Source organism: Paenibacillus oleatilyticus (genome assembly GCF_018998565.1).
Classification (GTDB): Bacteria; Bacillota; Bacilli; order Paenibacillales; family NBRC-103111; genus Paenibacillus_G; species Paenibacillus_G oleatilyticus.
The window spans coordinates 36996-50928 of sequence record NZ_JAHNZO010000045.1; the positions used below are offsets into that span (position 1 = coordinate 36996).

General features: G+C 56.3%; 8 protein-coding genes. 2 read left to right on the forward strand and 6 right to left on the reverse strand.

What is annotated here, in order from left to right; genetic code table 11:
- The first annotated feature begins 75 nt into the window (after positions 1-75).
- Positions 76-369, forward strand: coding sequence for a DUF3055 domain-containing protein (locus tag KQX66_RS34265; RefSeq protein ID WP_025851098.1), 294 nt, complete (start codon positions 76-78; stop codon positions 367-369).
- Between the two features lie 89 nt (positions 370-458).
- Here the strand turns inward: KQX66_RS34265 and KQX66_RS34270 are convergent, their stop codons facing one another.
- Together KQX66_RS34270 and KQX66_RS34275 are read right to left on the reverse strand one after the other, a co-directional pair.
- Entirely contained in the window at positions 459-776 is a 318-nt protein-coding gene (locus KQX66_RS34270; protein WP_216798034.1) for a cupin domain-containing protein, read from the reverse strand.
- A gap of 108 nt (positions 777-884) precedes the next feature.
- Positions 885-1700, reverse strand: a complete 816-nt coding sequence (locus tag KQX66_RS34275; protein WP_216798035.1) for an AraC family transcriptional regulator — start codon at positions 1698-1700, stop codon at positions 885-887.
- A 118-nt stretch (positions 1701-1818) separates the two neighbouring features.
- Here KQX66_RS34275 and KQX66_RS34280 point away from each other — a divergent pair, with 118 nt between their 5' ends.
- Positions 1819-3057 carry an MFS transporter gene (locus KQX66_RS34280; protein ID WP_216798036.1) on the forward strand — a complete coding sequence of 413 codons (1239 nt, stop codon included), beginning with the start codon at positions 1819-1821 and terminating at the stop codon, positions 3055-3057.
- Between the two features lie 101 nt (positions 3058-3158).
- Here the strand turns inward: KQX66_RS34280 and KQX66_RS34285 are convergent, their stop codons facing one another.
- The 4 genes from KQX66_RS34285 to KQX66_RS34300 form a co-directional block, all read right to left on the reverse strand.
- Complete coding sequence (locus KQX66_RS34285) at positions 3159-3671, reverse strand: acyl-CoA thioesterase (RefSeq protein ID WP_063181193.1); 513 nt, start codon at positions 3669-3671, stop codon at positions 3159-3161.
- 21 nt (positions 3672-3692) lie between these two features.
- On the reverse strand, positions 3693-4601 hold the full coding sequence (locus KQX66_RS34290; RefSeq protein ID WP_284439879.1) for a 5'-3' exonuclease: 909 nt from the start codon (positions 4599-4601) through the stop codon (positions 3693-3695).
- A 329-nt stretch (positions 4602-4930) separates the two neighbouring features.
- A complete protein-coding gene (locus KQX66_RS34295) occupies positions 4931-8212 on the reverse strand; it encodes a non-ribosomal peptide synthetase (protein ID WP_216798037.1) in 3282 nt (1093 codons plus the stop codon).
- A gap of 15 nt (positions 8213-8227) precedes the next feature.
- A partial coding sequence (locus KQX66_RS34300; RefSeq protein WP_216798038.1) for a non-ribosomal peptide synthetase occupies positions 8228-13933 on the reverse strand: 5706 nt, incomplete at its 5' end.

The window sequence follows — 13933 nt, forward strand, 5'->3', positions numbered from 1 at the left end:
CCGTTTTTGCGGGTTGGTCGGCAAATCTGTTATAATTCGGGTAGCTTCAGGAAATTAAGTATCGGAGGATGCGTCATGACGGAGTTTGATTTTTTGTACGACGGTACGGAGGAAACGAAAACCCGCTTCGTATGCGTAGTCGGCGAAACGCTGCGGCGGTTCGATCTGGCGATTACGAGCACGAATCGTTTTTATGGTAAAAAATTAGTCACCGACATGCAGACGGGACGGACGGCGGTCATCGGACCGGACGATCTGGAGGAAGAAGGATATCTGGAGCATGCGTACAAGCTCAGCGAAGAGGAAGCCAACGAGCTGCGGGCGTTTCTGAGTGAGGTTGTCGGGCCGATCAGCTTCTCGGACATTTGAGCGGAAAGCGGGAGACGGGATTACTTCACGGTAAGCCCGTCTTTTTTGCTTAATGTAAGAAGGGTCCCGGAGCTTACGGCTTTTCCCCGTTATCTCTTGACCAGATCCTCGCGCACCGGCGTGAACGAGTCGAGCAGCGCGCTCGCCTCCAACGCCCGGCAGCCGTGCTTCGCCCCGCTCGGGATGTAGATCGTCTCCCCCGCTACGATCACCTTCGTTTCCCCGTCCACCGTAAATTCCAGCCGGCCCCTCAAGCAGTACGACAGCTGCTCGTGCGGGTGGCTGTGCACGTACCCTTCGGCCCCTTCCTCGAAATGCACTTCCATCATCATGATGCCGGCTCCCGGCTCGAATATTTTCCGTTTCACGCCGGGCTCGGCGTTTTCCCATACGTTGATGTTGCTCATGCGTCGTCCCCTCTTCCCGATTCTAGTCTTTCGATTATATCTCAAGGGTGTACGAATTCGAAGGGAGTTTCCCCAGATGAAATAGGCTTTTTTTCGGATACGGACGTCTTAGCGGGGAGCAGTTCCTTTCCGGTACTGCTCCGGAGTGACACCGGTCGCTTTGGCAAACGCGCGGTAAAGTTGACTTGGGCTCGAAAATCCCAGACTGTAGCTAATCTCCGTAACGCTGGCGCGCGTCCTCGCGAGCTGCTCCTTCGCCTGTTCGATCCGCAAGCGCAAAATATATTGATAGGGCGTCACGCCCACCGTCTGCGTAAAAGAGCGGATAAAGTGAAACTTGCTCTGATAAACGAGCGAAGCAAGCCTCTCCATCGTCAGCCGTTCCGTATAATGCGCATGAATAAACTCCAGAATATCCGTCATTCCCGATACGAGTGCCCGATCGGCATGCCGTACGTTCAGCCCGCCAGAGCTGCGGGAACCGTTTTTTTCCACAACGCGCCGTATATAAGCCAGCACCCGGCCTTCGGTTTCCTCTACCGCGAGCGGGTCGGGACCGTCTCGAAGCAGTAGCTCGGAAGTCCAGGACTTCATTCGTTTTTTTATGTCTTCGAGGTTAAAAAGCGGCCGCGAATCCAGCTCCGGCTCCTGTTCCCGCCATCCTTCGGCAAGCAATTGCTTCCGGACCTGCACGATATATACGCCTCCATCCGGGCCAAGTGAAAAATGATGCTCCTCCCCCGGATACTGGATCAACGCGTGGCCTCCGCTGATCGAATACACTCTCCGCTCCTGCGTCAAGCGGCACGTGCCGGTGACCGGAATGGTAATTTGATAAAAATCGGCATGGGCATGGGGGATATTCTCAAACGTATTCTCGATGCGCCACAGCTCCATGTTCGGCGTCGTCAACTTAAATTGCATGTCCGGTCTCCCTCCTTCCCGCCATTATAGCAAAAATTGCTCGGACGTTAAGCAATTTTTGCGGCGACTTCGTCCGCCTCCTCCCTTAAGATTAGAAAGAAAAAAAGGATAGGTGCCTATGAACGCTAAAGACACGTTAAGCAAAACCGCCTCGGCCGGCATGCTTGCGCTGACCGGGGTCAGCCTGGCGCATCTGCTGAACGACGCGATGCAGTCCGCCATCCCTGCGGTATTTCCGATCTTCCAGCAATCGATGCAGCTCAGCTTCGCGCAAATCGGCTGGATCGCCTTCGCCTTGAACGTCACGGCCTCCGTATTGCAGCCGCTGGTCGGCTATTACACCGACAAGCGTCCGACGCCGCTGCTGCTTCCGGCGGGCATGGTTTTCTCGCTGCTCGGCATGATCGGGTTCGCCTATTCGGCCAATTGGTGGATGCTGATTGCTTCCGCCTTGCTGCTGGGCGTCGGCTCGTCCGTGCTGCATCCCGAATCTTCGCGGGTTGCCCACCTTGCCTCCGCCAAAGGAAGAGGACTAGCCCAATCGATCTTTCAGGTCGGGGGCAATACCGGACAGGCGCTCGCTCCCTTAATCGTCGCCTGGCTCGTGGTGCCTCAAGGACAACGGGGGCTGCTCTTGTTCTCGTTCGCCGCCGTATTGGGAATCGTGCTGCAGGGCATCGTCTCGGGCTGGTACCGGCGTCATCTTGCCGCTCAGTCCGCCAAGAAACGGAGTGCATTACCAGCCGATACGAAGCCCTTGAAAAAAGGATATGTCTCCTTCGCCATCGGTTTGCTGATCGTCCTGCTGTTCTCCAAATTTGTGTATATTGCCGGCATGACCGGCTACTATGCCTTTTATTATATGGACCGGTACGGGTTGTCCTTGGAAAAGGCCCAGCTCTGCTTGTTCGTGCTGCAGGCGGCCGGCATGCTCGGGACGCTGTTCGGCGGCCCGCTTGCCGACCGTTTCGGACGGAAGCGGATCATCTGGTTTTCCATTCTCGGCACCGCGCCGTTTTCGCTGCTGCTGCCCTATGCCACGCCATTCTGGGCCACCGTGCTTTGCTTTATGATCGGCGCAATCCTGATGTCAGGGTTTACGGTGATTATCGTATACGCCCAGGAGCTGCTCCCGGGGAAGGTCGGGACCGTCGCCGGGCTGTTCTTCGGATTGGCGTTCGGGCTCGGCGGGCTCGGGTCCGTCGTCCTTGGTGCGCTGATCGATAAGACGAGCGTTTCTTTCGTCATTCAGCTCTGCGCCTTCCTCCCGCTGCTGGGCGTCGCAGCTCTGCTCCTGCCCAAAGACGTCGGCGCGGCGAGGCAAATCCCGGAAGCGGAGACGGTCGCGGGGGTCTGACTGCCGAATCCTAGGCTGCGCTCCCAAGCTAAAACAGAACAGACCTCCGGGCCGCATCGGCATCAGCAGCTTAGGAGGTCTGTTTCATTTTCATTCTTCGGTTATTCCCAAGGAAAATCCGTAATCAAATAATCCGCAAATGCCTTGCTTTGCTCACGGCGGATTCTGCGCATTTCCGCCCGGTGCTTCGCCGTTTCATGCAGCCGCTTCTCTTCTTCCGTTTCCGGGATGACTTGCGGCACCGGAACGGGCCGCTGGTCGTCATTCAGCGCGACGAAGGTCAGGAAGGCCGTTGCCGCAATTTTCCGCTCGCCGGTAATCAGATCCTCGGTGATGACTTTCACAAATACTTCCATCGAGCTTTTGCCAGTCCACGTGACGAACGATTCGAGACAGACCGAGTCCGTAGGCCGCACAGGCGACAAAAAGTCGACGGAGTCGGTGGATGCGGTAACGACGTTTTCCCGGCAATGCTTGGAAGCCGAAATCGAAGCGATATCGTCAATATAAGCCATCAGCTTGCCGCCGAACAGCGTGTTGTGATTGTTGACATCGGTCGGAAACACCCGGGAAGTTTTGTAGCATCGCGATTGTTTGGCATATTGTTGTTCCATAAGTTCAGCCGCCTCTTTTCATTATCCGATCAATTTCATTAATCCCCTGAATTCGAGCTCTTCAAACTTGCTCAGGACCGATTGCCGGTCCATTTCCCAGAAGCAGCTTTCCAGCGCGCAGGCAACGGGAGCTTCGCAGCAGATCGTAGCCAGGCTTCGCGAGAGATGCAGCATGTCGAGCTGCGTTTCGATCTTGGAGCGAACGCCCTTCGGCAGCAGCGCCAGATTTTCCAAAATCCCTTCGATCGATTCGTACTCCACCAGCAGCTTGAGCGCCGTCTTTTCTCCGATGCCTTTGACGCCCGGGTAATTATCCGCCGTATCGCCCATGAGCCCTTTAAGATCGATAATTTGCTTCGGTGTCAGCTGCATTTCCTCAAGCAGCGATTCCGGGCTGTAGACGGCGTAATTGCCCTGGCCCTTCTTCATAATCACGACGCGCACCCGCTCGGCCACGAGCTGCAGCATATCGTGATCTCCCGTCAGTATGTATACTTCCGCGTCCTGGCTGAAATGCTTAGCCAGCGTGCCGATGCAATCGTCAGCCTCATACCCGGTGATGCCGACGTTCACAACGCCGAAGCTGGACGTCACCTCTTTGACAAGGTCGAACTGGGGAATAAGCTCTTCCGGACAATCGACCCGGTTCGCCTTATATTCCGTGAATTGCTCGCTGCGGAACGTTTTGCTCCCCATGTCCCAGCAGCATACGATGTGGGTCGGCGTAAACCGCTGAACCGCATCCCAAAAATATTTCACGAATCCGAATACGGCGTTCGTCGGCGTCCCTGCGCTCGTTTTCATAATATATCCGCTATAGGAAGTGGCATAAAAAGCGCGGAACAGCAAGGCCATCCCGTCGACGAGCAAAACACGCGGAAGCGTCGCATTGTTATCCTGTATATCGTTTGTATCCTTCAACTGCTCCAAGCTTCATCTCTCCCATGAACCGTTATTCCTTCATCATTATAACACAGGTTCGCACGCCGGAGACGCAACGTTTGCAAAAGCAAAAATCCCCAGCCTCTTTTTAACAAGCACAAAAAAGAATCCCGATCGATTCGCGGGCCTTAAAAAGACTCACGCTCAATCAGGATTGATTTGGTTTGATAGCCGTCCGCTATACCAAATGGGACTCCATACGGGTACCGGACGTTTTTTCGGCGATCTGCCCGTTCGGGACTTTCACCCTAGGGATGACGCCCATGCTGGCGTACCACAAAAAGGGAGATGTCTTTGCCGTTTCATTAGCCCAATTGCTACAGCGGTTCCGTCCGTTCGACGATTTCCTTTACGATGCCTTGAATGACTTTTGCATTATCCTCTACAAAACCAGGGAAAAGCAGATCCAAATGCTCGCCCTTCAGCTTATATTCCGTATACCGGTTCCGGGTCGCATCCTTCCAAAAAAAGCGGTTATATTTTGCTTCTTCCCCGCTATCCGAATTTTCTTCAACCAAACAGTGGATATTTGCTTGAACTGTCCCTGAGTTGACCAGATCGCTTAAATAGTGGTGGAAAGCATAAATTTTCTTCCTGACTTTCTCCTTGGTCACGGGGGCGTTTAGGACTTGATTGTACGGCTCGGGCACATACGCAAATAAGTAGTCGGTTTCATAATCGAGTCTCTCGGGCAAGCCAAAAGCATAATTCCGTCTTGTCGAATCCACGATCAGGACATCAGACACTTCGTAGCCCCTCTTCTCCATCGCTTTCGCCACTTCAAAGACTAGATTGCCCCCTGCCGAATAACCGAGAAGCACATACGGTCCTTGCTCCTGAATGCGCAGGATCGATTCGATGTAGGAATCATACAAGTCTGCATGGTCCTTGTAATCCTCGATGAAATCAACCGTGTACACCGTGCAGTGGTTGTCCAGGTGCCTGGCCATATCTGAAAACATCATGCCGTATCCAAGCACTGGCGGGAAGCAGAACACATTGAGAAAACCAGGGCTATTGAGCTTGATGATATTGCTGCCGCGGTGATATTCGTACTTGGTAAATTCAAGCTGCAAAAGTTCCGCAGCTAACGCTTCGACCGAAGGATAATCATAGACGACGCGAATGGGGATATCCACCCGAAGCTCATCATAGATTTTTTCTGTCAATTGCAGCACCTTTAAGGAATGGCCCCCGATGTCAAAGAAGTTGTCTTTCACACTTACACGCTCAAGCCCCAGTACTTCTTGGTAAATTTTAACGAGCTTCGTTTCCATTGGGGTATGCGGAGCTTCGTAATCCTCGACTCCGATTAGCGATGCAACCGGTTCGGGCAGCGCCCGCCGGTCCACCTTGCCGTTCGGATTTAGCGGAAGGTGCTCCAGCTGAACAAAATGAGCCGGTATCATGTATTCCGGAAGCTCCTGCAGCAGGTCGCTCCGTATACGGCTCGCCGGGATGACTTCCTCCGCCGAGTAGTAGGCGCACAAATATTTCCCGCCACCTTCCTCTTCGCGGACGACTACCACCGCTTCCCGTAAGCTCCCGATCTTAAGCAACTCGGCTTCGATTTCTGAAAGCTCAATGCGGAAACCGCGGATTTTCACCTGCTCGTCGATTCTTCCCTTATACTCCAACACGCCATCTGGACGCCATCTGGCCAAGTCTCCAGTACGATAGCAGCGGCCTCCGCCGGCAAACGGATTCGGGATAAAATTCTCAGTCGTCAACCCCGGCTGGTTCAAATAGCCGCGTGCTACGCCGTCCCCGCCGACGAGCAGTTCCCCCCATGCGCCAATCGGAGCCAGTTTGTTTGCCGCGTTGACAACATAAGCGGTGGAATGAGCAATCGGACGGCCGATCGGCACGGCTTCCGTTTGTTCCCCGACAACCCTGTGCGTGGTGGAAAACGTCGTATTCTCCGTAGGTCCATATCCATTGATCAGATGCAGCGACGGATGCTCGCGAAGCACACGGTTGACATGAGGCGCGGACAAAACGTCCCCACCGACAATAAGCGTGTGCAGACCGCTAAACAGGCCGATGTCCTGCTGCGCCAATTGATAAAACAACGGAGACGTCAGCCACATCGTCGTGATGCCATAGGCTTGGACCGCTTCCTTCAGCTTCGCCGCACTCAAGATAACGTCCTTATCGACGAGATAAAGCGTGCCCCCGTTCAACAAAGCGCCCCAAACTTCAAAGGTGGAGGCATCGAAGACGACCGCGCCGGTTTGCAGAATCCGCGTATTTTCGTCCAGCTCGACATAATTCGTCTGTTTCACGAGCCGCACGACATTGCGGTGCTCGACCATAACGCCCTTCGGCCTTCCCGTCGACCCCGATGTATACATGATATAGGCGAGCTGCTGCGGGTCATGTATGGCTGCTAAGCCTGCGTTACGTGCTTCAACGTCCGCCAATGGGGACTTCTCAGACGCCTCGTTGATACCCAAGATCTGTTCGATGACGTCTGAGAAAACTTCCGCTCTTTCGCGGGAAACCTCAGAGGATAGCAGCACCCGGACGCCGGAGTCTTCCAGCAAGTAACGAATACGCTCGTCCGGATAATCCGGATCAATCGGCACATAAGCGCCCCCGGCTTTCAGAATGCCGAGGATGCCGGCAATCATGTCGATGGAACGCCCGGCGATAATGCCGACAAGCTCTTCCTTCTGTATGCCCGCTTTCTCCAAAGCCGCGGCAATAGCACTGGAACGCCCGGCAAGCTCCAGGTAAGTCAGCGACTCCCCGCCGCATACCACGGCGGTCTGATCGGGCAGGCGCCGGGCTTGCTCTTCAAATAACTGGTGGATCGTGGACTCCCGTGGATACGGAGCTGCGGCGGGGTTGAATCGCTCAAGCAGCTGCTCCTTCTCTTCCTCCGATAAATAATCGGCTTGCAGGAGGGGCAGCTCGGATTCAAATAATACCACGGAAAAAAGCTTGTGCAAATGGGCAAGCAGCTGTCGGATGAACCCCTCCTCATACTTGCTGCCCTCATACGAAACCTGCACGGAGGCCATCCCATCCTGCCAGTCAAAGTGGAACGCAAGCCCGGCAACCACTTTCTCGGCATGGTCCTGGGTGTGAAGCTGATTGAGCGTTACCCACGTGGCGATCAGGGGAATCCCGCTGGCGAGCAGCGGGATTTGCACCTGTCCAGTGTAATTCCAGTAAGGCAGGTTTTGATGCTCAATGGCTTCGGAGACCGAGCTTCTCAGGCTGTTCAGCAAACTGCGAAAGTTCGTATCCGGGGCAATCCGGGTTTTGATCAACAATAGCGGGTTTACTGGAGCGACGCTGTCGCCTGGAGCCGGAACAGGAGGCGTACCGACAATCAGTTGCTCTTCATTCGTGTAAGCATAGAGCAGCGCCTTGACACCCGCCATCAAGACCAGAAATACGGGAAGCGGCGCTCCCCCGCCAGTAATCGCGGCGATCCGGCCGGAAATCTCCGGCGCAAACGTGTTCGATACATGCCGGATGCCCTCAGGAGTATTGTTCCAGCCACTTGTATATGGAAAGGCCGCTACCCGATCCTCGCTATCGAACCTGTCCTGCCAATACGTCCTTTCGCTCTCAAACATGATTTGCATAGGGCCACCTCCGAATCAGAATGTAAAATGAATCGTTTCCTGTACCGGCTTGCTTTGCACAAGGCGGCTTCCGAATTCCAAATCGTTAATGGCCTGTGCAGGATTGCGTCCAATCTCAGCCAGCAACGTTATAAAATGCCTGGAAAGCAGCTCAACGGCCTGCCTGTTAAACAGCTTCGTTGAATATTCGATAATGCCCTGCAGCCCTTCCTCGGCCACGTTCATCGTTAAAGTCAGATCGAATTTGGCTGTTGCATGCTCTTGAGCGTAAGACTCAAAGGTCAGCGATTCCAGCGTTGATTCCTGTCGTTCTAAATTGTCAAACATAAATACAGCGTCAAAAAGCGGATTGCGGCTCGGATTGCGCGGAACATTCAAGGATTCCACCAGCTCCTCCAGCGGATATTCCTGATGCTCGAACGCCAGCAAGGTTCGTTCCTTAACCTCTTGCAAATAGCTGAGAAAGGTTTTGTCCTTCGCCGGATAATTGCGGAGCGGTATCGTATTGACGAACATGCCAACGATTCCTTCCAGATCGGCGGACAGCCGTCCCGCCACCGGCGAGCCGATAATAATATCTTCCTGTCCGCTGTACTTGGACAACAGCACCGTATAGGCGGCGAGCAGAACCATATACATTGTCGTACCGGTTTCGGCGGCCAGTTTGAGCAGTAGTTCCATGGTTTGCGGCTCTACCGTAAATTCGAGATTCGCCCCTTCAAAGCTGCGCTGGGCAGGTCTTGGATAGGCGATAGGCAAGTCCAGCACTGGCAGCGCGCCCGACATATGATCCAGCCAGAATTCCTCTTGCTTGCGGCGGCGCTCGGAAGACGCCGCTTCCTGCTGCCATACGGCGTAATCCTTATACTGAAGCGTAAGCGGAGACGGCTCCTGACCGTTATAGAATTGCGCAACCTCCTGAACGATAATTTCCGACGATACGCCGTCGGTAATGATATGGTGCATGTCGATCAACAGCAGGTGGCGGGCCGGCTCCAGCTCGATAAGACGCACGCGGATCAGCGGCGGACGCTGCAAGTCAAACGGGCGAAAGAAGCTGCGAATATGGAGATCCGCCTCCGCTTCCGGTATTTGCACAAATTCCAGAATAAAATCGGCGTCGTCGTAAACCCGCTGTACGACTCGGCCATCCACGATGCCAAAGCCGGTCCGCAGCGCCTCATGCCGCTCAATCAGACGAAGGAAAGCGTGCTCCAACCGCTCGCGGTCAAGTTCACCCTTCACCAAAAGCACGGTCGGCATGTTATAGCTCACCTCTCCGCCTGCCTGATGGCAAAGCAGATAAATCCGCTTTTGCGCAGATGTTACCGGGTAATACTCCATAACCGGCGCTACCGGAATCGTTGCATACGCCGATTGCTGCAAGCTCTCTGCTGCTTTTGCCAATTGTTCGATGGTTGGAGCGCGGAACACCTCCCGCAGCGGGAGCTCCACGTTCATCTCCTTATGCACCTTGCCGACCAACAGCGTCGCGCTCAGGGAATGGCCGCCCAGCTCGAAAAAGTTGTCCTTCATGCCTACCTTCTCCAGCCCCAGCACTTCCTGCCAGATGCTTGCTAGCTTCGCCTCCTGCGGCGTCCGCGGCGCGACGTATTCCACGCCCATCTGCATGCTCGCATCCGGCGCCGGCAGCGCTTTGCGGTCGATCTTCCCGTTCGCCGTCAGCGGCAGCTGCTCCTGCTGCATGAAGTACGACGGGATCATGTACCCCGGCAGCTCCTGCGACAGGCTGCTCCGCAGCTCGCTCAGCTTCAGCTCGCTTTCCGCCGTAAAGTATGCGCACAGCACCTTCTGGCCTTTGGCATCCTCCCGCACGACGACGATCGCTTCCCGCACGCCTTCCGCTTTCAGCATCTGCGTCTCGATCTCGCCCGTTTCAATCCGGTATCCCCGGATTTTCGCCTGGTTGTCGATCCGGCCGATGAAGTCCACGTTGCCGTCCGGCATCCATCGCGCAAGATCTCCCGTCCGGTATAAACGCTCGCCTTCCACAAACGGGCTGTCCACAAATTTCTCTTCCGTCAGCTCCGGACGGTTCAGGTAGCCTCGCGCCACCCCGATGCCGCCGATGCACAGCTCGCCCAACACGCCCACCGGCACCGGATTCAAGTGCGCGTCGACGATGTAGAACTTGGCGTTCAGCGCCGCTTTCCCGATCGGCACGTTCCCCGCCCCCGGCAGCTTGTCCAGTGGCTCGTCGTAGAGGCTCGAATCGATCGCCGCTTCCGTTACCCCGTAAGCGTTGATGATTCTGAACTGCGACCCGAAGCGCTCCTGCAGCACCCGGTAATCCGTCACGCTGCAGCTGTCCGAGCTGGTAATTAACAGCTCCATTGAGCTCATATCCAGCCCGTGCTCGGCCACATAGTCCATGAACGGCACGATGAGCGCCGGCGTCGATTCGAAGATCGTGATCCTCTCCTTGCTGATCCAGTAGTGCAGACGGGCCGGATCGATCCGGTCGTCTTTCGGGCAGAGGACCATCGTGCCCCCATTATACAGCGTCCGCGCAATGTCTCCGACGAACACGTCGAACGAGAAGCTCGCCAGCTGCAGCAGCCGTACCGGGAATTGATCCAGACGATACTCCCGACGGTATCCTGCCGCCGTATTGACCAGGCTGCGGTGCTCGATCATGACCCCTTTCGGACGTCCCGTCGTACCCGACGTATAGATCACGTAAGCCAGATCGTGCGGCTCGTTCACGTTCGCCACGTTCGACGCGTCTTCGGCATACGCCGCTTCGTCTTCCAGGCAAAGCACCGCTTGCAGCGTCTGCTCCCCCTGCACCCATTGCCGCGCGCGCTCCTGCAGATGCGTTTGCGTCAGCAGCACCGTGGCTGCGCTGTCCTCCAGCATGAACTGGATGCGGTCGGACGGATAATCCGGGTCCAGCGGCACATAAGCTCCACCCGCTTTCCATACCGCCAGCGCGCCGACGAGCAGATCGGTCGAACGGTCGGCCAGAATGCCCACCAGTTGATTTGGCTTCACGCCTTGAGCCTGTAGCGTGCGCGCCAGACGGTTCGCCCGTTCGTTCAGCTCCCGGTACGTCAGCCGGTCGTTTTCGTAGACGACCGCCGTCGCCTCCGGCGTGCGCTCCGCCTGCTTCTCGAACAGCGCGTGGAACGCCTCGTTCTCCGGCGCCTCCGGCGCGGCCGGGTTGAACACGTGCCCGATCTGCGCCTTCTCTTCGGCTGTCAGGATGCCCAGCGACGCGATTTTGGCCGCAGGATCGCTCACGATAGCCACCAGCAATTGCTCGAAATGCTTCGCTATCCGTTCGATCGTTTCCCGTTTGTACAAGGCGGTGGCGTATTCGATTCCGCATAGGAAGCCGTCGCCGCTTTCCATAATGTCCAAGCTCAGGTCGAATTTCGACGTATGTTCTTCAACCGGGTACGGCGTAAGCTGCAAGCCCGGCAGGTGGAATTCCTTATTCTCCGTATTTTGCAGAGTAAACATCGTGTCGAAAAGCGGGTTGCGGCTCAAGTCGCGGGCCAGCTTCAGCTTGTCCACCAGCTCTTCGAACGGATAATCCTGACGCTCGAACGCGCCAAGCGTCGTTTCCTTCACTTCCTTCAAATACGAGAGGAACGTTTTGTCCGCCGCCGGATAGCTGCGGATCGCCAACGTATTGACGAACATCCCGATCAGCGGCTGCAGATCGGCATGGGTTCTGCCCGCAATCGGCGTACCGACGATGATGTCCTCCTGAGCGGTATACTTTTGCAGCAGCACCGTGTAGGCGGCCAGCAGCACCATGTACAGCGTTGCGCCGCTTTCCGCGGCGATCCGCTTCAGCCCTTCGCTTACTTCCGAACTCATGCGGAAAACAAGCGCATCGCCGGTATAGTTCTGTACCGCAGGGCGGGCATAGTCGGTCGGCATTTCGAGCACCGGCAGTTCTCCACGGAACGTTTCGAGCCAGTATGCCTCCTGGCGCTTCAGCTGCTCTTTTTGCGCGTCGGACTGCTGCCATACGGCATAATCCTTATACTGAATGCGCAGCGCCGGCAATTCCTCCCCGCTATACAGCTGGGCGAATTCTTCCACCAGAACGTCCGCCGAGACGCCATCGGAAACAATGTGATGCATATCCAGCATCAGAATGTACCGTTTGGACGCCAGCTCGACCAAGCCTACCCGCAGGAGCGGCGCCTTCGCCAGATCAAACGGACGGATGAAGTCGCGTACAATCGTTTTGGCTTCTTCCACGCCCACCTGAATCGTTTCGACGGCAAAATCCACTTCCGGATAGATCCGCTGCACCGGTTCTCCGTCCACCAGCTCGAAGCCCGTCCGCAGCGTCTCATGACGTGCAATCAGCTTGCGGAACGTCTCTTCGAACCGCTCGCGGTCCAGCGCCCCTTCGAGCCCCATCACGCTCGGCATGTTGTAGCTTTGGGCCGCGCCTTCCAGCTGATGCAGGATAAAGAGCCGTTTCTGGACCGAGGAAACCGGATAGTACTCCCGTTCTTCGACGACAGGAATCGCATCGAACGCCTGCTGCTCCAGTTGGCCGATCGCCTCCGCCAATTGCTCGACCGTCGGGAATTGGAAAATGTGCCGCAGCGGAAGCTCCATATTCAGCTCCTTGCGCACCTTGCTGGCCAATGCGGTCGCACGCAGCGAATGTCCGCCCAGCTCGAAGAAGTTGTCCTTCACGCTCACCTTCTCCAGACCAAGCACATCCTGCCAGATACTTACCAGCTTGGCTTCCGTCGGCGTCCGCGGCGCGACGTATTCTCCGCCCGCATGCATGCTTCCTTCCGGAGCAGGCAGCGCTTTGCGGTCGATCTTGTCGTTCGGCGTCAACGGCATCTGCGCCAGCTGTACGAAATACGACGGGATCATATAGTTCGGCAGTTCCTGCGACATCGCCGCTCTCAATTCCGATGCCGTCAGCTCTCTTTGCGCTACAAAGTAGGCGACGAGCTGCTGCTGCCCGCTTGCGTCCTCGCGCGCGAGAACGATCGCTTCCTGAACGCCGTCGACCTTCGCCAGCTGCGCTTCCACTTCGCCCAGCTCGATCCGGTAACCGCGGATTTTCACCTGGTGGTCGATCCGCCCCAAATATTCAAGCCGCCCGTCCGGCAGCCATCTTGCCAGGTCCCCCGTCCGGTACATCCGCTCTCCGCTGAAGCGGCTGGTCACGAATGCCTCCGCCGTCAGCTCCGGACGATCCAGGTAGCCTCTGGCCAGACCCGCACCGGCTACGCACAGCTCGCCTGCTACGCCTACCGGCAATAGATGCCCGTGCCTGTCCACGATGTATACCCGGTGATTCGGCATCGGACGCCCGATCGAAATCAGCCTGCCTGCCTCCGGATCTTCCGAAACCGGCCAGATCGACGTCGCTACCGAGTTTTCCGTCGGACCGTACCCGTTGTAATACGCCACCTTGTCCTTCCACTTCTGCACCAGCTCCGGCGACGAGGCGGAACCCGCTGTGAACAGAATGCGCAGGCTTGGCATCTGCTCCGGCTCCAGATACACCGCATACGTTGGCGGCAGGGTCGCGACCGTAATTTGATGCTCCGCCATATACGTTTCAAACCATTGGTAGTTCAAGATCGTATCCTTCGTCGGCACGTACAAGGTCGCGCCGCAGAACAACGCTTGGAAGATCTCCCAGCAGGCCGCGTCAAACGACAGGCTGGCGAACAGCAGCGCGCGGTCCTCTTCGCCGATACGCAG